General features: G+C 65.5%; 17 protein-coding genes. 6 read left to right on the forward strand and 11 right to left on the reverse strand.

Going from position 1 to position 23099, the window contains the following annotated elements; all coding sequences use genetic code 11:
* Positions 1-27: 27 nt before the first annotated feature.
* Together BC1002_RS20170 and BC1002_RS20175 are read right to left on the reverse strand one after the other, a co-directional pair.
* The gene (locus BC1002_RS20170; protein WP_013091837.1) at positions 28-1176 is read right to left on the reverse strand and encodes a branched-chain amino acid ABC transporter substrate-binding protein; all 1149 of its coding nucleotides are present in this window, start codon (positions 1174-1176) and stop codon (positions 28-30) included.
* Between the two features lie 35 nt (positions 1177-1211).
* A complete protein-coding gene (locus BC1002_RS20175; RefSeq protein WP_041734998.1) occupies positions 1212-2444 on the reverse strand; it encodes an NAD(P)/FAD-dependent oxidoreductase in 1233 nt (410 codons plus the stop codon).
* Between the two features lie 339 nt (positions 2445-2783).
* Between BC1002_RS20175 and BC1002_RS20180 the strand changes: the two genes are divergently transcribed.
* Both BC1002_RS20180 and BC1002_RS20185 read left to right on the forward strand, forming a co-directional pair.
* Positions 2784-4211, forward strand: coding sequence for an aminotransferase-like domain-containing protein (locus tag BC1002_RS20180; protein ID WP_013091839.1), 1428 nt, complete (start codon positions 2784-2786; stop codon positions 4209-4211).
* Between the two features lie 71 nt (positions 4212-4282).
* The gene (locus BC1002_RS20185) at positions 4283-4855 is read left to right on the forward strand and encodes an FUSC family protein (RefSeq protein WP_013091840.1); all 573 of its coding nucleotides are present in this window, start codon (positions 4283-4285) and stop codon (positions 4853-4855) included.
* A 27-nt stretch (positions 4856-4882) separates the two neighbouring features.
* Here the strand turns inward: BC1002_RS20185 and BC1002_RS20190 are convergent, their stop codons facing one another.
* Positions 4883-5863, reverse strand: coding sequence for a cupin domain-containing protein (locus BC1002_RS20190; protein WP_013091841.1), 981 nt, complete (start codon positions 5861-5863; stop codon positions 4883-4885).
* A gap of 116 nt (positions 5864-5979) precedes the next feature.
* On the opposite strand from BC1002_RS20190, the gene BC1002_RS20195 reads away from it, so the two are divergent.
* Positions 5980-6321, forward strand: a complete 342-nt coding sequence (locus BC1002_RS20195) for a carboxymuconolactone decarboxylase family protein (protein WP_013091842.1) — start codon at positions 5980-5982, stop codon at positions 6319-6321.
* 109 nt (positions 6322-6430) lie between these two features.
* Here the strand turns inward: BC1002_RS20195 and BC1002_RS20200 are convergent, their stop codons facing one another.
* The 3 genes from BC1002_RS20200 to BC1002_RS20210 form a co-directional block, all read right to left on the reverse strand.
* Positions 6431-7438, reverse strand: a complete 1008-nt coding sequence (locus tag BC1002_RS20200; protein ID WP_013091843.1) for a sterol desaturase family protein — start codon at positions 7436-7438, stop codon at positions 6431-6433.
* Between the two features lie 20 nt (positions 7439-7458).
* Positions 7459-8505 (reverse strand): YncE family protein, encoded by a 1047-nt coding sequence (locus BC1002_RS20205; protein WP_013091844.1) that lies wholly within the window; start codon positions 8503-8505, stop codon positions 7459-7461.
* 155 nt (positions 8506-8660) lie between these two features.
* Positions 8661-9716 (reverse strand): aldo/keto reductase, encoded by a 1056-nt coding sequence (locus BC1002_RS20210; protein ID WP_013091845.1) that lies wholly within the window; start codon positions 9714-9716, stop codon positions 8661-8663.
* Positions 9717-10095: 379 nt separating this feature from the next.
* Between BC1002_RS20210 and BC1002_RS20215 the strand changes: the two genes are divergently transcribed.
* Together BC1002_RS20215 and pdeR are read left to right on the forward strand one after the other, a co-directional pair.
* On the forward strand, positions 10096-14529 hold the full coding sequence (locus BC1002_RS20215) for a DEAD/DEAH box helicase (RefSeq protein ID WP_238537999.1): 4434 nt from the start codon (positions 10096-10098) through the stop codon (positions 14527-14529).
* Between the two features lie 206 nt (positions 14530-14735).
* Positions 14736-16739: a cyclic di-GMP phosphodiesterase gene (gene pdeR, locus BC1002_RS20220; protein WP_013091847.1), complete on the forward strand. Its 2004-nt coding sequence runs from the start codon at positions 14736-14738 to the stop codon at positions 16737-16739.
* 18 nt (positions 16740-16757) lie between these two features.
* Here the strand turns inward: pdeR and BC1002_RS20225 are convergent, their stop codons facing one another.
* Both BC1002_RS20225 and BC1002_RS20230 read right to left on the reverse strand, forming a co-directional pair.
* A complete protein-coding gene (locus tag BC1002_RS20225; RefSeq protein ID WP_013091848.1) occupies positions 16758-17861 on the reverse strand; it encodes a malate/lactate/ureidoglycolate dehydrogenase in 1104 nt (367 codons plus the stop codon).
* 89 nt (positions 17862-17950) lie between these two features.
* Positions 17951-19411 carry a M20 family metallopeptidase gene (locus BC1002_RS20230; RefSeq protein WP_041735317.1) on the reverse strand — a complete coding sequence of 487 codons (1461 nt, stop codon included), beginning with the start codon at positions 19409-19411 and terminating at the stop codon, positions 17951-17953.
* Between the two features lie 167 nt (positions 19412-19578).
* Between BC1002_RS20230 and BC1002_RS20235 the strand changes: the two genes are divergently transcribed.
* Positions 19579-19890 (forward strand): superinfection immunity protein, encoded by a 312-nt coding sequence (locus tag BC1002_RS20235; protein ID WP_013091850.1) that lies wholly within the window; start codon positions 19579-19581, stop codon positions 19888-19890.
* Positions 19891-19968: 78 nt separating this feature from the next.
* Here the strand turns inward: BC1002_RS20235 and BC1002_RS20240 are convergent, their stop codons facing one another.
* From BC1002_RS20240 to BC1002_RS20250, 3 genes are all read right to left on the reverse strand, one after another.
* Complete coding sequence (locus tag BC1002_RS20240) at positions 19969-20238, reverse strand: YodC family protein (protein WP_013091851.1); 270 nt, start codon at positions 20236-20238, stop codon at positions 19969-19971.
* 486 nt (positions 20239-20724) lie between these two features.
* A complete protein-coding gene (locus BC1002_RS20245) occupies positions 20725-22278 on the reverse strand; it encodes an MFS transporter (protein WP_013091852.1) in 1554 nt (517 codons plus the stop codon).
* A 57-nt stretch (positions 22279-22335) separates the two neighbouring features.
* Positions 22336-22965 carry a TetR/AcrR family transcriptional regulator gene (locus BC1002_RS20250; protein ID WP_013091853.1) on the reverse strand — a complete coding sequence of 210 codons (630 nt, stop codon included), beginning with the start codon at positions 22963-22965 and terminating at the stop codon, positions 22336-22338.
* Positions 22966-23099: the final 134 nt, after the last annotated feature.

The raw sequence follows: 23099 nt of genomic DNA on the forward strand, positions 1-23099 counted from the left end.
CCACTGATATCCGACACCTGCGATTCCTCACACCCCACCGCCGCCCACGGTCCGCTGACTCTTCCACTGCCCCTGCTGCACCTCGAACAGCGTATACGGCGGCTTGATCAGATCCCCATGCGGATCGAACGCGATTTTTCCCGTCACGCCCGTCACGTTCACCTTCGGAAAAGCCGCGACGATCTTCGCGCGATCGAGCGAGTCCGCGTCCTGGATCGCCTGAATCATCGCGAGCGCGGCGTCATAGGCGAACGGCGCATAAAGCTCGACATCCTGATTGAAGCGCGCCTTGTAGCGCTTGCCGAACTCCTGCGCGGACGGCAGCTTGTCGAGCGCGGGACCGGGCTCGAGATCGCGCGTACCCTCGCCCGCGTTGCCCGCGATCTGCAGGAACGCATTGCTCTTCAGCGCGCCCGCGCCGAACAGTTGCGCGGGCATGCCGAGCGAGCGCATCTGCTTGACCAGCATCGCGCCCTGCTCGTCGAGTCCGCCGAAGAAGATCAGGTCGACGTTTTTCTGCTTCAGCGAAGTCAGGATCGCGCGCAGATCGACCGCCTTGTCGTTCGTGAACTCCCGATCGACGACATTGCCGTTCGCCTGCTTTGCGCCCTTCTCGAATGCGTCGGCGAGGCCTTGGCCGAACGCGGTGCGATCGTCGATGATGCCGATGCGCTTCGCCTTCAACTGCTGCACCGCGAACTCGCCTGCAATCACACCGCCCACGCCGTCGTGCCCCATCGTGCGAAACACGTTCGCGAAACCCTGCGCCGTGAGCGCCGGATTGGTCGAGCCCGGCGTGATCATCGCGACGTTCGCCGTGTGATAGACGGCCGAGGCCGGAATGCTGCAGCCCGAGTTGTAATGGCCGATCACGCCGACCACGCCGTCGTCGACGAGCTTCTGCGCGACCTGGATCGCGATGCGCGGATCGGCCTGATCGTCCTGCACGTCGAGCACATATTTGACGGGTTTGCCGCCGATCATTGGATGCTTCGCGTTCGCTTCATCCACGGCGAGCTGCGCGCCGTTCTGCAGGTCCTTGCCGACCCGCGCGACAGGTCCGGTCAGCGGTCCGACGAAGCCGATCTTGACGATTTGCGGCTCGGCGCCGTACGACGGCGCATGCGCGCACAACATCCCAAGGGCGAGTGCGACAACCAGGTTTCTGCGTTTCATGATGTCCGTCCTCTTCCGTGCAGCAGTTGCGGTGATTAAAAACGACGCGGGCTATAAGGCTCGAGATCGACCGGCGGCACGCGCCCCGCCACCAGATCGGCGACGACGCTGCCCGTCACGCCGCCCAGCGTGACGCCCAGATGCTGATGACCGAATGCGTAGACGACGCGCGGCGACGCGCTCGACGCTCCGACGACCGGCAAGCCGTCGGGCAGGCTCGGCCGGAAACCGAGCCAGTCGCTATCCGGTTGCGGCAATTGCGGTAGCGCGTGCCGCGCGGAGCGCGTGATCAGATCGAGCAGCGCGGCATTGCGCTGCGGTCCATAGCCGCCGAGTTCGACGGTGCCCGCGGCGCGGATGCCGCCGTCCATCGGCACCATGTAGAAGCCGCGCTCGGCCCAGCCGCACGGTCGTGAAATCAGCGAAGACGTACCGGGGAAGCGCACGTGATAGCCGCGCTCGGTATCGAGCGGTACGCGGTCACCGCATTGGCGCGCGAAGCGGCCCGAAAACGCGCCCGCACAGACGACCGCCTGCGCGGCGTCATAGGAGCAACCCGCTTCGTCGACGATGCGCACGCTGTTGGCGCCGGGCACAAGCGTGCGAACCGCTACGCGCTGATGCCCGAGACCGCGAGCGAGCAGCTCCGCGTGCAGCGTCTGCAAGAAGCCGCGCGGGTCGCTGAGGAACCAGCTGTCGTTGAACAACGTGCCGTGCGCAAAGATCGGCGCGAGATTCGGTTCGAGCGCGGCGATGCCGGCGCGGTCGAAGTTTTCGAAGCGCACGCCGAGCGAGCGGCGCAACGCGAGCGACGGCTGGGCCGCGTCGAACGACGCCGCATTCGAATACAGGTACAGGCATTCCCGCGGCCGCACGAAGCGCGACAGGTCGTCGCCTTCGAGCATCTCGCGGTAACCGTCGAACGCGCGCGACAGCAGGCTTGCGAGCGCCTGCGCGCTGTGCTCGTAGCGCCGCGGCATCGACGCGCATAAAAAGCGCGCAAGCCAGGGCGCGAGTTGCGGCAGATAGCGCCAGCGAATCCGCAGCGGACTCGTCGGCGAAAACAGGAAGCGCGGCAGATTGCGGAACACCGCCGGATTGTTCACCGGAATGCAGCCGTAGCTGGCGAACGTGCCCGCATTGCCGAATGACGTGCCCTCGCCAGGACCGAGCGCATCGAACAGCGTGACGTGGTGACCGTCGCGCATCAGCCAGTAGGCGCTCGACAGGCCGATGAAGCCCGCGCCCAGCACGGCGACCTCGCTCATCGCGTTCGCCGGCCGGCCGCACTGGCCGCCCGACCCGAACTCGCACCGGATGCACCGACCGGCAGGAGCGTGCTCTGCTCTGTCACGACCGTCCCTCCTGTACTACAGTTGCGCGTCGTCTTTCGACACCGCGCCACACAAATCATGCTTTAATACTCACACAAAGTTTTTTTGTGTGCAATTAATTTGGCTTTGTGTGGACTTAGGTACTTTCCCCGAGCGAAACGGGCTGATATCGTGCAGGGCAATGAAGTTCGGTTGCCGATTCGAGGACAAACGGGTTTAGTATTGGCTTGTCCTGCACGCTCGAACGAGTTTTTGTATGGAGATTTACGCTGGATGAAAAGCGCAATTGACCACACAAACGGCGAAGACGTTCTCCAGACAAAGGGGCGTCAGCCGACTTATCTCGAAGTGTCGCGCAGCCTCGAGGAAAAAGTCCGCAACGGTCTCTACCCGCCGGGCAGCCGTCTGCCGCCGCAGCGCGAGCTCGCGTCGGAGCTGGGCCTGAATGTCTCCACCGTGTCGCGCGCGTATAAGGAGTTACAGGCGCGTGGGCTGATCGTCGCGAGCAAGCGGCGCGGCTCGATCGTCACCGGCGGCGCCATGCCCGCCGTGCACGCCCGCAGCGACAACACATCGGCAATCGGCAACGCTAACGCGAACGCCGTGCTCGACCTGACGGTGAACCGGCCTGCCACGGGTGAATTCCTCACACAGCTCGCGCGGACGCTGACGCAGATCGCGCACGATCCGCGCTATCCGGAGACCCAGGAGTACCAGCCGCCGCAGGGCCCCGAATGGGCGCGGGCCGCGGGCGCGCAATGGCTCGCCGCGCCCGGCTTCACGCCCGGCGCCGACAGCGTGGTCGTGACGAGCGGCGCGCAGCATGGCCTGTATGCGGTGCTGAGCAGCCTGATGGGGCATGAAGGCGTGATCCTGTCGGATCAGCTGACCTACTACGGCCTGAAAGCCCTGGCGCCGGTGTTCCAGTTCGAGCTCGTCGGCATTCCGAGCGACGACGAAGGGCTGCTGCCCGACCGTCTCGAAGACGCGTGTCGGCATCGCCGCGTGAAGGCGATCTTCACGGTGCCGAATTTGCAGAACCCGACCGTCGTGACGATGAGCCTCGCGCGTCGCGCGGCGCTCGCCGACATCGCGCGTCGGCATCACATCGTGATCATCGAAGACGACGTGTACGGCCCGCTGCTGCAAGCGCGTCTGCCGACGATTGCGAGCCTGTGCCCGGAACTGACCTTCCACATCACGTCGACGTCGAAGATTCTCGCGCCGGGTCTACGCATCGGCTATCTGCGCACGCCGCCGCATGGCGCCGCGCTGGCCGCGGAAGCGGTGCGCACGACCGCGTGGATGCCCGCGCCGTTGTCGACGCTGATCGCCACGCGCTGGATCGAGGACGGCACCGCGCAGACGATCCTCGACGCGCAACGCGCCGAGTTGCGCGCGCGCCAGGAGATCGCGCGAGAACTCTTGCCCGCCGAGCATTTGAAGAGCGATCCTGCGTGCATGTTCGTGTGGTTGCGCGTGCCGCCGCCGTGGCGCTCGGACGACTTCGCGGCCAACGCGCTCGCGCGCGGCGTCAACACGATGCCGGCGTCCGCGTTCGCGGTGGATCGCTCGACGATCGAACACGGCGTGCGCATCAATCTCGCTTGCGCCGAGTCGCGCGAGCAGTTGACGCGCGGCCTGCAGATTCTCGCGCATACGCTGCGCGACCGGCCGCGCGCGCTGTTCGGCACGATCTAGACTGCGGTGGAAGCGTCGGGCGGAGCCGCTAGAATACGGCACGACCCCGCCCTGCCGAGCCGCCTTATCCGATGACTCCGTCCGACGATTCAAGCCCCTCCTCCCGCACGCCCGCCGCCGACGCGCTGTTCGCGTTCCTGAAGACGCTGCCGCTCGGCGACCGCTTGATCGAGGGTGGCTTCATGGCGGTGCAGGCGGTGGCGGGCGCGAGTCTCGCGTTCGGCATCGGCCGCGCGCTGCACACCGAGCAGGCGTTCTGGGCCGCGATCACCGCGATCGGGGTGAGCCAGCACAGTTACATCGACACCCGCAAGCTGTCGCGCGACCAGTTCATCGGCGCGATGGTCGGCGGCATCTGCGGGCTGATCGGCACGCTCGCGGGCGGCGGCCATTTCGCTGCCTATGCGGCGACCGTCGCCGCCGCGATCCTGATCTGCTGGGTCGTCAACGTCGGCAGCGCGGCGCGCCTCGGCGGCATCACGGCGACGATCATGCTGCTGGCGCCAGGCATCGGCCCCGCGTGGGACAAAGCCTTTCTGCGGCTTGCCGAAGTGACGCTCGGCACGGTCTGCGCGCTCGTGATCGCGCGGCTGATGGCCTCGCTCGAAAGACGGGCGTTCAGAAAGGGCGAAACGCCCAAATAGAATCACGCGCGCGCGTCGATTCTTCAGTCAGTCATCCGCAGCATCGTCCGCTTGCGTGCGGCGCCGGTAACGTCCCGGCGTCACGCCGACGCTTTGTGCGAACGCCTTGCCGAACGCCGCCTCCGACTGATAGCCGACCGCCTCGCCGATGTCCGCCGCGCTGCGTTGCGTGCGCAACAGCAGGTCGCTAGCGATCGCCATGCGGATCTGCGTCAGAAAATCCATCACGGTCACGCCCGCGCGCTCGTTGAAACGGCGCGCGTAGGTCGCGCGCGACATCGCCGCCCGCTCGCCGAGTTCGGAGATCGTCCAGGCGCGTTCGGGCGCGTCGAGCATCGCTTGCACCGAGGCGCCGAGGCGCGCGTCCGTCAGCAATGCGAGCGTGCCGGCGCTGTTCGCATTGCGCTCGCCGTGCACGCGCAGTGCCATCGCGAACAGCGCCTGGCTCAAGGCCGTCACGATGGTGAGCGCGCCAGGCTGACGCCGCGCCGCTTCGCCGCGCATCAAAGTGATCACCGTTTGCAACGCATCGAGCGTTTGCGCGTCGCCGAGCGACACGTGCAGCGGATCGGGCAGCGCATCGAGCAGCAACGCCGACGAACCTGGCGCATAGACGAAGCGGCCGCACAGCAGATCGACGCCGTCATGAGTCGCGGTGTGGCCGGACTCCTGCGCGGAGGTGGCGGTCGCCTCGTGGCCATCGTTGCGCCGCACCGGCAGCATGCCGTCGTGCCCGAGCGTCAGCGGCAGGCCGCCCGCCGAGCGCTTCACGTCGCGCACGCGATGCGCGGCGCCACGCGGAAACAGCATGAAATCGCCGGCCTGCAATTCGAGCTGCTCACCGGCCGCGGTCTCGATCACGCAACTGCCGTCGAGCACCAGATGAAACGGCGCGACCCCGCCTTCCAGCGGCGCGTGATCGATATCGAATGCGCCTGATAGCAGGCAGCGAAGATCGAGGCTCGCTTGCGGTCGGGCAAGGTCGATCAGGCGACTGAGGGTGTCCATGAGACGCGCGCGCTAAAAGTTGAGTGGAATGAGTATTCAGGATATCGCGGCGCGGCGCAATACTGTTTCCACGACGCCGGCAACCGCCGGCGCGCAACGGACCAAGGAGGCCTGCCATGTTGAACTGGATCGATTACCGCAAGGAACTGTTCGGCCGTATCGGCGAAATGTCGAAGCTCGCGCCGGACAGCGTGAAGGCGTATCAAGCAATGTCGAGCGCCGGTCAGAAGACCGATCTGCTCGGCGCGAAGACGCGCGAGCTGATTGCGCTCGCGGTCGCGGTGAGCCTGCGCTGTGACGGCTGTATCACGGTCCATACGGCCGAGGCGCTGAAGCACGGCGCGACCCGCGAGGAAATCGCCGAAGCGCTCGGCGTCGCGATGGCGATCAACGCGGGCGCGACGCTGGTGTACTCGGCTCGCACGCTGGACGCGGTCGCCGCGCATTCGCAGGGGTAAGCGGGACCGCTGCCCAGCTATAGCGATCCGTACGCCATCGCCAGTCCCTACGCGCCGCAGCCATCACGATCAGGTTCGATGATGCGGCGCGCGGCGTTCACCCCGAACCTCATGGATTGATCTGCCCGCCCGCACCCTGCCGACCACGCAGCCGCGCGGCGATGCGGCCGAACGCGTACCACTGCTGCGCGATCAGTCCATCCCCATACGAGCGCGCGGCACCATGCGGCGCGGGCAACTGATCGCGAATGCCGGTCGGCTCGACGGCGCGGTCCCACGATGCGGTGCCGAACAGCATGTCCCACCACGGCAACAGCACGCCGAAGTTGCACCCGTAGCGGCTGCCTTCATGGCCATAGCCAATTGCATGATGACGCCGATGAAACGCCGGGCTCACGATCAGCCGTTCGAGCAGCCATCCATACGTGAGGCGCGCATTTACGTGCTGCACGCTCTGCATGAAATTGCCGAGCGCGACGAGCACGACGAATTGGTTTGGCTGCACGCCGATGAACAGCGCAATGGCCGCAAAAAACGCCGCTTGCAAGATGTCGTCTAAAAAGTGGTTGCGGTCGTCGGCCCACAGCGACATCTGCCGCTGGCTGTGATGAACCGCATGCAACTCCCACCACACGCCGAACCGATGTTGCCAACGGTGATACCAGTAGCCGGCGAAATCGAGCACGATCAGATAGATCAGAAACGACACGAGTGGCTGATCGGTCACGCCCGGCCACAAGTCATCGACTTCGATGTTGGGCACGCCGTGGATCGCCATCAGGCTCTGCCAATGGTTGAAGAACGGCTGCAGCAGAAAGAAGAACGCAAGATTGATGATGCCGAGCTTGGCGATCCACGTGTAGATCACGTCCGCACGCAACGCCCTGCGGTCCGGCCATGTCTCCACCGGGCGCAGCGCTTCGAGCGGGCGCAACAGCAGATACGACACGACTATCTGCAACGCGCCGACGATCACCCAGTAGAGCGCGTCGTAAGTGTCTTCGTCGTAGCCCATCAGATTGAAGCGGTAGAAGATCGGTTGGACCACGTCGACGTACAGCAGCGTCTGCAGCGCTGAGATGCCGTTGTCGAGTTGAGCGACGAGTTCGTGAATCATCTAATGCCTTTCGGGTTGCCTCAGTCGGGATTGGGTGCGTAGACCGGCGCGCGGTTGGCGAAATACAGTCCGTGCGGCGAGCGCCCCACCGCGATCGTATCCACCAGCCGATGCGCGCTCAGATCGATGACGCCGACGTGCCTCGCGAAGCGGAACGTGACCCATAGATAGCGCCGATCCGCCGATAGTTCCATGTCGTCAGGGCCCGGCATCAAACCGGTGATGTCGGCCACTTTGGTCAGCGCGTCGTAATCGAGAATGCTGATCGTGTTCTCCACGCGATTCGACACCGCAATATGATGGCCATCGTCGAGATTGCGGAAGTTGTGCGCGCCTCGGCCCGTGTGGATCTTCTTCACGAGTTGGCGGTTCTTCCAGTCGACCACCGCGACGTTGTCTTCGCCCGTCATGCCGACGAGCAGATAACGATCGCCGGGGGTCATCCAGAGTCCCGCTGGCGTCTTGCCTACATGCAGCTTCCACGAGACTGACTGTGTCGGCAGATCGATCGCCGCGACCTCGCCCGTCTCCTGAAGCGTCACGAACACGGTGCGGTTATCGGCTGCAAAGGTCAGGTGGCTCGGTGTCTTCGCGAGCGGAATCCGCTTCGCGAGCGTTACGCTTTCGCCATCGTAGTGATAGATGTCGACGCGATCGAGCCTCAGGCCAGCGGTGACGAACCACCTGTGGTCAGGCGAAAAGCCAAGCTGATACGGATCTTCGATGCCTTCGACACGGCGTTGCACCCGGCCGCTGTGAGGGTCGACGAACATCAGGTCATTCGAAATCGCATCCGCGACGATCAGCGAACGGCCATCGGGCGTGATCATCAGATGATGGGGCTCCTTGCCGGTCGACTCGGTGCCGATCACTTTGTGCGTGACGGGATCGATCAACGTGAGCTGCGCTTCGCCCGAATCGAGCACGATCACGTTGTCGGCGGCGTGCGCGAGATGAGGCACTGTCAGCGAACAGCAAGCGAACGCCACGAAAGCGCCGGCTTTTGTAATCGAAGCGAGTGCGAATGTCACGAACCGGATAGGAGTTTGAAATACGACGCGGGGCATCGGTGCGGCCGATGCGGAAGAAGAGCTGCCGAGTGAAGTCTACGCGCAATCGCGTGGCAAATGTGATGATCGTCGCGGCCGCGCGAGCATCAAACTCGCGCGGCCCAACGATGAAGATTCAGGCCTTCTTCAGCGTTCGCGAGAACGCCTTCGCGCTATCGCTGCACGACGTGCCGAACCTCGGCCAGTTGCTGACGGCGCGGCTCGCCCTGCCGCTCCAGCATCCAGCCCGGATACTCGGCTGGCAGCGCGCTGACCTCGGCGAGCTTCGCGAGCTCATCGGCGGATAGCGCGACGTTGGTTGCCGCGATGTTGTCGTCGAGCTGCTCGATTTTCTTCGCGCCGACGATCACCGTGCTGACGACACGCTGATGCAGCAGCCACGCCAGCGCGATCTGTGCGACCGAAACAGTTTTCGCCGCGGCCATCTCGCGCATCACGTCGATGCAGTCATACGCGCGCTCGCGATCGACCGGCGGAAAATCGAAGGTCGTGCGACGGCTGCCCGCTTCGCCCTGCTGTTCACGTCCGTATTTGCCGCTCAGAAAACCGCCCGCCAGTGGACTCCACACCATCAGGCCGAGGCCTTCGCTTTGCAGCATCGGCACGAGCTCGCGTTCGAGATCGCGGCCCGCGAGCGTGTAATACGCCTGCAGCGTTTCGAAACGCGCGGCGCCGAGCCGCTCTGCGATGCCGAGCGCCTTCGCAATCTGCCATGCGGCCCAGTTCGACACGCCGACATAGCGCACGTGGCCGTGCTGCACGAGCGTATCGAGCGCGCGCACGGTTTCTTCAATCGGCGTGGCCGGATCGAAACCGTGGATCTGATAGAGGTCGACGTGATCGAGTTGTAGACGCTTCAGGCTCGCCTTGATGCCGTCGAGGATGTGATAGCGCGACGCACCGCGCGCATTGGCGAACTCGCCGGTCTGGCCGAACACCTTGGTCGCGATCACCACCTTGTCGCGCGGCACTTTCAGATTTTTCAGCGCGTTGCCCGTGATCTGCTCGGACAGCCCGCCCGCGTAGACGTCGGCCGTGTCGATGAAATTGATGCCCGCGTCGAGCGCCCGGCCGACCAGCCGCTCCGCGTCGCTTTGCTGCAGATCGCCGATCTGCCGCCAGATGCCTTCGCCACCGCCGAAGGTCATCGTGCCCAAACACAACTCCGAGACAAACACACCGGTACGGCCCAACTGGTTATATCGCATCGTCGACGCTCCATCGTGGGTGCAGGGAGAATCGTCAAGCGTACTGCAAACGGCGTAGGGTGGCAGCAGAGGCGCTCGCGGCGAAACTACGAATTCCAGCAGTAACGCCAAGCCCAACGGGCCGCACGCGAGCGCCGAAAACCTGCGAGACTGACCGCTATTGCGCGGTCAGCGTGGCCGTCACTTGGAATCGCCGCAACCGCAAACACGGTCGACATCGGTGGATACTGATCCGGGCGGCTCCCCACTGGATATCCCCCGCGCCGCCCTCACCTACAGAAGCATGACTTCGGCAAAATCTTCCGCCGCACTCGACGCGGCGCCCCGCTCCCGCAAGGCCCGCTCCACCGCCAGCGCGGCGCACCCCGCCGCGCCCGCCATGCCGGAGGCCCCGCAGGCACTCGCCGGCTTTCACCCGGCCGTCGCCAGCTGGTTTCAGAAAACCTTCGCCGCCGCGACCGATGTACAAGCCGCCGCCTGGCCGCAAATCCGTAGCGGCCGCTCGACGCTGGTCGCCGCGCCGACCGGCTCCGGAAAGACGCTGACCGCGTTCCTGTCGGCGCTGAACGACCTGGTGTCGCAAGGCCTCGCGAACGACGGCGCGCTGCCCGACGAAACGCTGGTCGTCTACGTGTCGCCGCTGAAGGCGCTGTCGAACGACATCCGCCTGAACCTGCAACTGCCGCTGCAAGGCATCGCCGCCGAACTCGACGCGCTCGGACTGCCGCCGCTCGACATCCGCACCGCCGTGCGCACCGGCGATACCACACAGCAGGAACGCAACGCGCTGAAAAAACGCGCGCCGCACATTCTCGTGACGACGCCCGAGTCGCTATACGTACTGCTCGGCTCCGATTCGGGCCGCCGCATGCTGGCGACGGTGCGCACGGTGATCGTCGATGAAATTCACGCGCTCGCGGGCAGCAAGCGCGGCAGTCATCTAGCGCTGAGTCTCGAACGGCTCGACGCGCTCTGCGGCCGGCCCCTGCCGCGCATTGGGCTGTCGGCGACGCAAAAACCGGTCAGCGCGGTCGCGCGGTTTCTGGTCGGCGGCGCGAGTCTGGATAGCGACGTGCCGGCCGAGTGCGCGGTGATCGACGTCGGTCACGTTCGCGCGCGCGACCTCGCGCTCGAGATCCCGCCGGTGCCGCTCGAAGCGGTGATGGCCAACGAAGTGTGGGAGCGCGTCTACGACCGGCTCGCCGAGCTGGTCGCGCAGCATCGCACGACGCTGATCTTCGTCAACACGCGCCGCATGGCCGAGCGCGCCGCGCGTCATCTGACCGAGCGGCTCGGCAAGGACGCGGTCGCCGCGCATCACGGCAGCCTCGCGAAAGAACATCGGTTCGACGCCGAACAGCGACTGAAACGCGGCGAACTGCGCGTGCTGATCGCGACCGCGTCGCTCGAACTCGGCATCGATATCGGCGACGTCGATCTCGTCTGCCAGATGGGTTCGCCGCGTGCGATCGCGCCGTTCCTGCAACGCGTCGGCCGCTCCGGGCACCACGTCGGCGGCATGCCGAAGGGGCGACTGTTTCCGGCCTCGCGCGACGATCTGCTCGAATGCGCGGCGCTGCTCGATTGCGTGCGGCGTGGCGAGCTCGATGCGTTGCGCATCCCGCGCGCGCCGCTCGACGTGCTCGCGCAACAGATCGTCGCGGAGGTGTCGAGCGCCGAGTGGAGCGAGGACGCGCTGTTCGACATGCTGCGGCGTGCCGCGCCGTACGCGGATCTGCCGCGCGAGCAATACGACGCGGTGCTGCGCATGCTCGCCGAGGGCTACACGAGCCGCCACGGTCCGCGTGCTGCGTATGTGCATCGCGATGCGGTCAGCGGCACGCTGCGCGGCCGGCGCGGCGGCAAGCTGGTCGCGGTGACCTCGGGCGGCACGATTCCCGAGAACGCCGATTACGCGGTCGTGCTCGAACCGCAGGCGCTCAATATCGGCACCGTCAACGAGGACTTCGCGGTCGAAAGCCTCGCCGGCGATGTGTTTCAGCTCGGCAACGCGTCGTACCGGATTCTGCGCATCGAAAGCGGCCGCGTGCGGGTCGAGGACGCACAAGGCCAGCCGCCGAACATTCCGTTCTGGCTCGGCGAGGCGCCGGGGCGCAGCGACGAGCTGTCGTTCGCGGTAGCGAGATTGCGCGAGCAGGTCGAAGCGTTGCTGACGGAGCGCGAGGCACAAGCAACAACGGCAACCGTCCTACCCGCAAGCGAACCCGAACCCTCCGCCCCGCGTCTCGACCACGCCATCACCCGGCTAGCCGACCACCTCGCGCTCGACGAACCCGCCGCGCGCCAGATCGTCGAATACCTGGCACGCGCCCGCGCCGCGCTCGGCGTCTTGCCGACGCAGAGCACGCTCGTGATGGAGCGCTTCTTCGACGAATCGGGCGGCACCCAGCTCGTGATTCACTCACCGTTCGGCAGCCGCGTGAATCGTGCGTGGGGGCTCGCGCTGCGCAAGCGCTTCTGCCGCAGCTTCAACTTCGAGTTGCAGGCCGCGGCCACCGAAGACGCGATCGTGCTGTCGCTGACCGGCAGCCACTCGTTCGTGCTCGACGATGTGTGGCGCTATCTGCATTCGAACAGCGCCGAGCATCTGCTGATCCAGGCGCTGCTCGATGCGCCGTTATTCGGCGTGCGCTGGCGCTGGAACGCGACGACCTCGCTCGGCCTGCCGCGCTACACGGGCGGGCGCAAGACCGCGCCGCAACTGCAGCGCATGCGCAGCGAGGATCTGCTCGCAAGCGTGTTTCCGGAGCAGGCCGCGTGTCTGGAGAACATCGTCGGCGAACGCGAGGTGCCGCGCCACCCATTAGTCGACCAGACCATCGACGACTGTCTGCACGACGCGATGGACAGCGAACGCTGGCTCGCGCTGCTACGCCAGATCGAGCACGGCGAGTTGCGGCTCGTCGCGCGTGATTTGCCGGCGCCGTCGCCGCTCGCCGCCGAAATTTTGACCGCGAAGCCCTATGCGTATCTGGACGACGCGCCGATCGAGGAGCGCCGCACCCAGGCGGTACTGAACCGCCGCTGGACCGACCCTGAAACCGCCGACGATCTCGGCGCGCTCGACGCCGCCGCGATCGACAGCGTGCGCGACGAAGCCTGGCCGCAAGCACGCAACGCCGACGAAATGCACGAAGCGCTGACGGGCCTCGCCTGCATCACCGAGGCGGAGGCGCGCACGTATGAGGATTGGCCCGCGCTGCTTGCGGCGTTGGCCAAAGCCGGCCGGGCGACGCGTTTGCCGCTGGCCACGCAAGCAGACGCAAGCACGGGCAACGACAGCGCCCTGTGGCTGCCCGCCGAGCGCCTGACCTGCTTCGAAGCGCTCTACCCCGCCATCGAGCGCAATCGCTACGAGCCGCCGCTGAACGCCCCGAAGGGCTACACCGAGAGCTGGAGCGCCGACGACGCGCTGGTCGACGTGCTGCGCGCGCGGCTGACCGGTTTCGGCCCGCTGACGGTCGACGCGATCGCGCGCCCGCTCGGTTTGCCCGCCGGCCGGATCGAACCGGCGCTGCTCCGTCTCGAAACCGAAGGCTACTTGTTGCGCGGCCGCTTCACGCCGCACACGACCCACGAAGAATGGTGCGAGCGGCACCTGCTCGCACGCATCCACCGCTACACGGTGAAGCGGCTGCGGCGGGAAATCGAGCCGGTCGAGCGGCACGACTTCATGCGCTTCCTGTTCGAATGGCAGCATCTGACGCCGACCACGCGCGCTGAAGGCCGCGAAGCGCTCGCCGCCGCGCTGGACCAGCTCGAAGGCTTCCAGGCCGCGGCCGGCGCGTGGGAGGAGGACATCCTGCCCGCGCGGATGCGCGCCTACACCAGCAGTTCGCTCGATGAGCTATGCCGCGCCGGCAAGATCGTCTGGACCCGCCTGACCGAGCGGGCGCGCGGCGCTGCCGGTCCGGTTCGCGGCACCCCGATCGTGCTGCTGCCGCGCGCTCAGTTGCGCGCGTGGCGCGCGCTGCTCGATCCGGCGCGCCAGGTCGAGTTGTCGGCGCTCGCGCAAAGCGTGCACGACACCCTCGCGCAACACGGCGCGATGTTCTTCGACGAACTGCTCGCCGAGGTGCGCGTGCTGCGCATGGAGCTCGAAAACGCGCTCGGCGAACTGGTCGCGGCCGGCCTCGCGAACTCCGACAGTTTCGCCGGTCTGCGCGCGTTGCTGAAGCCGATCGCCAAACGCAACGCGTTTTCCAGCAGCCGGCGCGCGCGAGCGAGCGCGCTGATCGGCGGCATGGACGACGCCGGGCGTTGGGCGCTCGTCAGCCGCCCGTCCGCCGTCGCGCCGGAAAATCCGTCAGAGCGGCGGAGTCAGTTGCCGCCCGAGGTGCTCGAACACGTCGCAATGACGTTGTTGCGCCGCTACGGCGTGGTGTTCTGGCGCGTGCTCGAACGCGAGGCCGAATGGCTGCCGCCGTGGCGCGATCTGCTGCGCGTGCTGCAGCGGCTCGAGGCGCGCGGCGTGATCCGCGGCGGGCGCTTCGTCAACGGGCTCGCCGGCGAGCAGTTCGCGCTGCCCGAGGCGATTCCGCTGCTGCGCGAGGTGCGGCGACAAGCGAACGACGGTGCTCTTATCTGCGTGGCGGGAACCGATCCGCTGAATCTCGTCGGCACGCTGCTGGTCGGCGAAAAGGTGCCGGCCGTTGCCGGCAACCGCGTGCTGTATCGCGACGGCGTAGTGGCGGCCACGCTGGTGGCCGGCAAGTTCTGGTTCGACGCGGCGCTCGACGCCAATCCGATCGAGCGCGAACGCGCCCGCGCGCTGCTCACCCACCGCTTCTAGCGACGTCACCGTGGCGTCGTTTTGCCACGCCATAATGCCGCCGCGCGCGGCCACGCCGGCTCTTGCCCATGGTTAGCAAAACGTTAATGATTCTTCGCTCGAATTGTCACGCTTAGATACAATGAGGCAGTTTCACTTTAGTATGAGGAAGACCGTCTGCCGCCGCCCGCCTTGAATAGGGACCGCCGGCACACTCCGGGGATTTCATGAGCGACGAGCTACACGACCAGGTGCTTCACGCGCGGTTCGGCACGAGCAGTCCTTGCTGGCGCCTGGCGGCGGCCAGCGACACGCTGGAACTCGTGCCGGCGCACGGCCACACGGCTGCGGGCGTCGCCATTCCCCTCACGTTTTTCCAAGCCTCGCAGGTCCGCGCGCTGAGCGGCGTCACCTCGCACGTAGTCGTCGACGTGCAGCTGGACGGCGCGCCGCTGCGGCTGCATCTGGTCGGCAAAAAACTCGATTGTCATCGCTGGGGCGGCACCGCGTCGGCCCATGCCGATACGGAATCCGTCGCGCGCGCGCTGCTGCACGGTCTGTCGTTCGCCGAACAGGTCGTCTCCGAGGTCAATTCGGTCGTCGTCATCGTCGACCGGCACGGCCGGATACAGCGCTTTAACCGGCTCGCCGAGGAACTGACCGGGCTCAAGGAAGAGGACATCATCGGCCGCAGCGTCTGGACGCTGTTCATGTCGTCCGACGACGGCTCGGTCTCGAACCAGGTCAGCGCGCACTTCTTCAACCGTGGCGAACCGTACGAGATCGAACGGCGCATCAAAACGGTGCATGGCGAGCGGCTGTTCCTGTTTCGCAACAAGTTTGTGCGCAGCGGCAGCGGCATCGAAGACCAGTTCCTGATCTGCTCGGGTACCGACATCACCGAGCAACGGCTCGCACAAGAGCGTCTGATCGAGCAGGCCACCACCGACCCGCTCACCGGCCTCGCCAATCGCAATGCGATCCAGGAGCGCATCCAGATCGCGATCGAACAGGCCGCGCCCGGCGAAACCGTCGGCGTGCTGTTCCTCGATCTCGACAACTTCAAGAAGGTCAACGATCACTACGGCCACGTGTTCGGCGACCGGCTGATCTGCGATGTGTCGGACGCGATCCGCAACTGTCTGAATCCGGGCGACTCGCTCGCGCGCCTCGGTGGTGACGAATTCATCGTGCTCGCCGCGAAGGGCTCCGCCCACGGCCTGGAAGACATAGCGCAACGCATTCTCGATCGCATGCGCATGCCGTTCGCGGTCGGGCTCGTCGAGGTCTATACCGGCTGCTCGATCGGCATCGCGCGTTGGCCCGAGCATGGCGAAACCCTCGAATCGCTGATCCGTTCGGCCGACACCGCGATGTACGTCGCGAAGGACGAAGGCAAGCGCACGCACCGCGTGTTCTCGCCAGACATGAACCGCCGCGTCGCGGAGTTCATGTGGCTCGACACGAATCTGCGCCGCGGGCTCGAGGAAGGCCAGTTCGCGCTGCACTATCAGCCGAAGCTGAACCTCGCCACGGGCGCCGTGCAAGGCGCGGAAGCGCTGGTGCGCTGGAACTCGCCGGAGCGCGGGCAGATCATGCCGGCCGAATTCATCCGTTATGCAGAGGAATCCGGCTTGATCGGCGTGCTCGGCCGCTGGGTGATGGAGACCGCCGCGAAACAGGCGGCCCGCTGGAAAGCGGCCGGCTATGACCTGCGCGTCGCGATCAACGTGTCGGCGCGACAGCTCACGGATACGGCCGTGGTGCGCCATTTCACCGAGGCGTTGCAGCATGCGAGCCTCGACCCCTGCCTGATCGATCTCGAGTTGACCGAAAGCTGCCTGATCGAAAACGAAGCGGCCGCGATCGAACTGATCAAGCAGTTCCGCCAGCTCGGCGCGCAGGTGCATCTGGACGACTTCGGCACCGGCTACTCGTCGCTGTCGCAACTCGGCCGTATTCCGCTCGACGTGATCAAGCTCGACCGCAGCTTCACGCGCTCGATCCACGCTGACATGAAGGCACAGGCGCTAGTGCGCTCGATGGTCGCGGTCGCGCAGGAGCTCGATTTCCAGGTAGTCGCCGAGGGGATCGAAACCGAAGCGGAAGAAGCCTTCATGAAGGGCCTGGGCGTCGATTACGTGCAGGGCTTCCTGTACGCGCGGCCAATGCCCGCCACCGACTTCGAGCGCTGGCTGCTCGACAGGCGCAAGCTCAGGCTGATCGCCTGAGCGTAGCTGTCGCGCGCTTCAGCCGAGGCGCGCGGACCAACCTCCCAGTTCGTCCTCACTCATCCCGACGGCGCGCGCCGCGGAGTGGATTTGCGCCCACGTAGCGGCGTCGATCGGAATGCCGGCGGCCTCGCGTTGCGCGCGCGTGACGCGCTCGGGCTCGCCGGGTTCGTAGATGCGCTCGGTACCCGCCGCGGGCGGCGACGCCTTCACCCACGCGAGGAACGCATCGGCTTCGGCTTGCGCATCGGGCGCGTCGAATGCGGCCGGATCGATGATCACCGACAGCATGCAGTTGATGATCGCGTGCGTGGTAACGAGCGTGTCCGCGTGCGTCGTGAAGCCGCCCGACAGCGCGCCGCCGAAAATCTCGCACATTGCCGCGAGCCCGAACCCCTTGTGGCCGCCGAATGGTGTCAGCGCGCCGAACGGCGCTTCGTGCATGACTTTCGGTTCGAGCGTCGGCATGCCTTCGTGATCGATCAGCGCGCCGGGTGGCGTGTGCTTGCCCTGGTTATACGCGACGCGCGTCTTGCCGAACGCGATCGTGCTGGTCGCGAAGTCAAGCACGAGTGGCGGCTTGCCGGGTCGCGGATAAGCGGCGCAGAACGGATTCGTGCCGATGCGGCGGTCTGCGCCACCGAACGGCGCGACGAGCGGATCGCCCGCCACGTTGACGAAGTGGAACGACACCAGACCGGCGCGCGCGCACTGCTCGGCCCAATGCCCGATGCGACCGATATGATGCGCGCCGCGCAAGCCCACCGCGCAGATGCCGAGCCGCCGCGCGCGCTCGATGCCCCGCTCCATCGCCTCGAACGCGATCACCTGACCGAAGCCCTTGCCTCCTTCGATGGTCAGCACCGCGCCCGCGTCTTTGACGACGTCGGCATGCCGATTCAGTTGCAGTTGCTGGTCGGCGAGCGATTCGACATAGCGCGGGATCATGCCGACGCCATGCGAGTCGTGCCCGGTCAGATTCGCGGCCACCAGATGTTCGGCGATCAGCTCCGCTTCGCGAGGCGCACTGCCCGCTCGCTGCCAGATCGCCCTGACGTAGCCATGCAGTTGATCGGCCGGAATCCGGGGCGTGTTAGCTTGGGCAGTCTGGGAGTCGGTCATTCAGCGTGTCGGTGTGGTTCGAACGGAAGGAAGCATCAGAAAACAACGGCCCGGATCGCGCCCGAGCCCCACTCAAACGAGGCCACGGCTCACGGCGCCGCGGCGATCACTTCGGCAACCGCGGCCGTCAGTTTCTTGCCGTACGGCACGTGCAGGAACTCGTTGGGCCCATGCGCATTCGACTTCGGCCCAAGCACGCCGCACACCATGAACTGCGACTTCGGGAAGCCCGCCTTCAGCACATTCATCAATGGGATCGTGCCGCCGAGGCCCATGTAAGCGGCGTCTGCGCCGAAGTGCTGACGCGATGCATCGCTGAGCGCGGTGGCCAGCCACGGTGCGACCTCCGGTGCGTTCCAGCCGCTCGCCGCCCCCGCATCCGGTTTGAACGTGACCTTCGCGTTGTACGGCGGATCGAATTCGAGCAGCGCCTTCAGTTCAGCGACGGCCTTCTCCGCTTCGATGGTCGGCGGCAAACGCAGCGAAAGCTTGAACGCGGTGCGCGGACGCAGCACGTTGCCGGCGTCGGCGAGCGCGGGCAAACCGGCCGCGCCCGTCACCGACAGCGAAGGACGCCACGTCGAATTGAGCAGCGCCTCCTGTGGATCGGTCGTGGTGGGCAGCACTTGACGGCCGTCCTGACCGCACGCCCACGGCATCTTCTTCCATACGTCATCGCCGAGAATCCTGGCAGCGGCCTCCGCTTCGCGCAGACGATCGGCCGGCACCGGGCAGTGAAAGCCCTTCGGCAGCAGCGTGCCGTTCGCGGAGTCTTCGAGACGATCGAACAGTTGCCGCATGATGCGGAAGCTCGACGGCACGATGCCGCCATAGACGCCCGAGTGAATCCCTTCGTCGAGCACCTGCACTTCGAGATCGCCGGCGACCAGCCCGCGCAGCGACGTGGTCAGCCACAGCTGATCGTAATTGCCCGCGCCCGAATCGAGACACACGACCAGTCCGACCTTGCCGAGCCGCTCGCGCAGCGCGTCGACGTAAGGCAGCAGATCGTAGCTGCCCGACTCCTCGCAGGTTTCGATCAGTCCGACGCAGCGCGGACGCTCGACCCCTTGCGCATCGAGCGCGGCGAGCGCCGTCAGGCTCGCGTAGATCGCGTAGCCGTCGTCCGCGCCGCCGCGGCCGTACAGCTTGCCGTCCTCGAGCTTCGGCGTCCACGGGCCGAGGTCGTTGCGCCAGCCATCGAACTCGGGCTGCTTGTCGAGGTGGCCGTAGAGCACGATGGTTTCGTCGCTGCCCGAGCGCGTCGCGGCCGTCTCGAAGAAGATCACCGGCGTGCGGCCCGGCAAGCGGATCACCTCGAGCTTCAGGCCGCGCACCGGTTGCTGCTCGGCCCACTTCGCGGCGTCGGTGATCACGCGCTCGAGGTAACCGTGCTTCGCCCAGTCGGGATCGAAGGCCGGGCTCTTCGCCGGTACGGTGATGTAGTCCGTCAGCGCGGGCACGATCTCGTCGTTCCACTTGCGCTCGACGAATTCTCGTAGCGTGTCCGGGTTGAGTTGGGCCTGCTGGGTCGTGTCGTCGCTGATCATGATCGGGTCCGTGAAATACTGTTCGGTCGAAACGATCATGATAGTCCCGATGCGTGTCGGGCTGAACCCCTTGCGATGATTGGATGGGGACTGGAACGCGCAGGTGCGCGGCGCGCGGCGGCCATTCGCGCGACAATCATTACATGCATCGCGCATCAGGAGCTTTTATGGGTGGCAACGTGGCCGTTCAGGCCATCGGCGCGGCATTCGCGCTCGCGCTGTATTTTCTGCCGGCGATCATCGCAGACCGGCGCAAGCGTCGTGACGTGCTGACGCTCGCGCTGTTTAACGCCTGCCTCGGCTGGACCGTGCTCGGTTGGGCGCTCGCGCTGTATTGGGCGCTACAGCCGAATCCGGCGGAGAGCCTTGCGAGCGACGTCGTCGAGACTCGCAAGATGTCGACTTTGCGCGCGTTTTCATCGGCACTGACGCTGCGCGTGCGGCGACGCGAGGCCGCGCGCGACCGGCCCGAGCGCTGAAACGATTCGGGCGGCCCGAGCAATACGACCAATATACGAATAACAGGAAACAGCTCGATTGATGCGCACGTGCGTCACTCAGGCCGCGCGCCCGATGCGACTCCATTGCACCGAGCCCGCCGGAATCGAGCGCGGTTCCGCACGCACGGCTTGCGCGGCAAAGGTTTCGTGACGCAGTTCGCCGTGTTCGTCGAACCACTCGCAGATCAGCCAGTCGCCCGGATTGCGCGCGACCGGACCTGCGTACGTCACGGTCATCCGCGGGCCCCCTTCTTTTAACTTGACGACGTCGCCCACGTTGAAGGGGGCGGATGTTGTCTGGAATGCGTCAATGGTAGCGGTCAGCATATTGGGTCCCCCTATCTTGAGCGTTTTTAAGTTGAGCCCGGCTTTATCGACTTCGACCTGTTGAATGGAGATTCTAAAGTTTAGACAGATTAACAATCGAATTTAAACGCGGCAAGCGCTTTTTTATTGATACCGTTTTCATTGGAACTGCGGTTGATGCCCAATGGTTAAAGTTCCCGCCATTCCGAAAACATTCTCCGCGAGAACATTGCGGGTAACCCTATGTGCGCTACCGCACAAACGCAACAGTTACTGCAGGCCGTTTGCAGGCCGGTAGGAAATACGAGACGGGTTTCGTCTGATTAGAAAACCTGACGCGATAGCGTTGCGCCGTTAATCAGAAAGAGCCGCTTGATCTAAATCAGAATTACCTGTGAACGAGTAGATCGCCGGTAAATACCACGCAGTTCGTTATACCGCTTCGTTCAAATTGAACGATTTTTCTCAGCGAGCCAACGAATGAAAACGATTACCGGCGGGTTAATTTCAATCTGCCGGGGCGACTGAGCGCCGCACGCTTTGCTGATGACGCACCAGCAGCACGCTCAGGCCAATACAAACAAACATCAGCGCGGCATTGATAGCGAGACTCAGCTGAAACGCGTGTGCATAAGACGCGGGCGCCGCGCTGCCACCGAGCGCCCCGAAGAACGCGCCGCTGACCGCCGCGGTGCCGAACGCGGAGCCGATCTGCAACGTCGACGACACCACCCCCGACGCAAGCCCCGCCTTCTCGGGCACCACCTCCTGCAGCACGATGCGCATGATCGACGGCAACAGCAGACCATGTCCGACACCCGCGCATACCAGCCCGCTGTAGAACAGCAGATCGGGCGTCGCGGATTGAGTCGCGGACCAGCCGGTCACGGTGAAGCCCAGCGTCATCATCGAGAAACCGAGCGTCAGCACATGTGCGCCGATGCGCTTGACCACGGCAGGCGACGTCAGCGGCCCGATCACGAAGCCGACCGCGAACGGCATGATCGCGATGCCCGACGCGAGTGGCGTCCAGTGCAGACCGGTCTGCAGGAAGATGCCGTAGGTCAGGAAGAACGCGCTATTGCAATAGAACAGGAACGCGAGCACGAGACCGAGCGCGAACGCGCGATTGCGGAACAGTTGCAGATCGACGAGCGGATGGCCACCGCCGCGCTCGACGCGCCGCTCGGTCGCGACGAACAGCGCGAACACCGGCACCGTGAGCGCGAACATCACGAAGGTCCACGCGGGCCACCCGGCTTCGCGGCCATGCGTCATCGGATAGATGACCAGCAGAAGTACCGCCGACAGCAGCGCAACCCCCTTCAGATCGACGCCGGTATGCGTGGCCGGCTGGTTCTCCGGCACGAACTTCCATGTGCCGATGAACGCCGCTATGCCGATCGGGATGTTGATCAGAAAGATCACGCGCCAGTCGAGCCCGAACGGGTGATACGTAATCAGCGCGCCGCCGCCGAGTTGCCCGACGATCGACGACAAGCCGAATACGAACCCATATAGACTCATCACGCGCGTCTGCTGACGCAACGGTACGACCGCGCGAATCGTCGCAAGCACTTGCGGCGCCATTACCGCGGCCGCGATGCCTTGCACGATGCGCGCGATCACCAGCATGTGGCCGCTCGTCGCGAAACCGCACAACGCGGACGCGATCACGAATGCCGCCATGCCCGCCATGAACATGCGACGGCGGCCGAACAGATCGCCGAGGCGGCCGCCCGTGATCAGCAGCACCGCGTAGGCGGACGCATAGGCCGACACGACGAGTTGCAGCTGCGCGTCGCTCGCGTTCAGGCCCGTGTGAATCGACGGCAGCGCCAGATTGACGATGAAGTAATCGAGCGGCGCGAGAAAGGCGCCGACGAACAGCACGGCGAGCGCGAGCGCCTGGCGCGGGAAGCCAGGCGCCGCCGCTTTGGCGGCGACAGCCATGCCGGCCATCGCGGGGCCGGGCCCGGTCACCGCCCCGGCTGCGCTCGCCGCGCAACTAGCGGATCCACCGAATGCCGCAGGAGCGGACTTGATTGCTTCGCTTTTCATGACCGACCGTTCAAGAAATAGTTAAAAAAATTTGCACCAGTGTTCGCGAACGAGTTGCTACACCAGCGCGCGCATCGCCACATCGACGATATCGACCAGCGCATCTTGCTGGTGCGCAACCCGTCCCATGACCCGCAGGCCCTGCATCACGCATAACAGGAAATCGCCGACGGCTTTTTCGTCGAGTGTCGAATCGAACGCGCCGCTCGCTTGACCGCGAATCACCGCCGCCGCGAGCAAGGTCGCCATGCGACGCTGAATCGCGGCGACGCGCGCGCGCAGCACTTCGTCATCGGGCTGCATTTCGAGCGTCGTATTCGTGATGAAACAGCTGCGCCGACCGCTCAACCCGCACGACACCCGCGCGTAGTGCAGCAGCGCGTCGCGCAGCGCCTGCTCCGGATCGGCCGTCGCGCTCAGTCGCTGCGCAAGCCGTGCGACCGCGCCTTCCGAGTAATGCTCGAGCGCGGCAAGCATGATGCCGTGCTTGTCGCCGAACACGCCGTACAGACTGCCGCGCAGCAGACCAGTGGCCTTGCACAGATCGTCGATCGACGTCGCGTGGTAGCCGTGATCCCAGAACACCTGGCTGGCGTTCGCCAGCACGGTGTCGGTGTCGAACTCGCGCGGACGGCCGCGCTGAGATGTTTCGCCGGCTTTTTTCGCGGCTTGCCTGGAATGACTCAATTGCGATGACCTTGTTGCTACGTTGGTGTCGGTCTGTGGATATTATGACTGGATGTTCAATAAATCAAGGACGGCCTTCCGTAGGCCTACTGGCGTCGGGGTCATCCATTCATTCGACAAGCGCCAAGAAAAAG

It is taken from the genome of Paraburkholderia atlantica (genome assembly GCF_000092885.1).
GTDB lineage: Bacteria > Pseudomonadota > Gammaproteobacteria > Burkholderiales > Burkholderiaceae > Paraburkholderia > Paraburkholderia atlantica.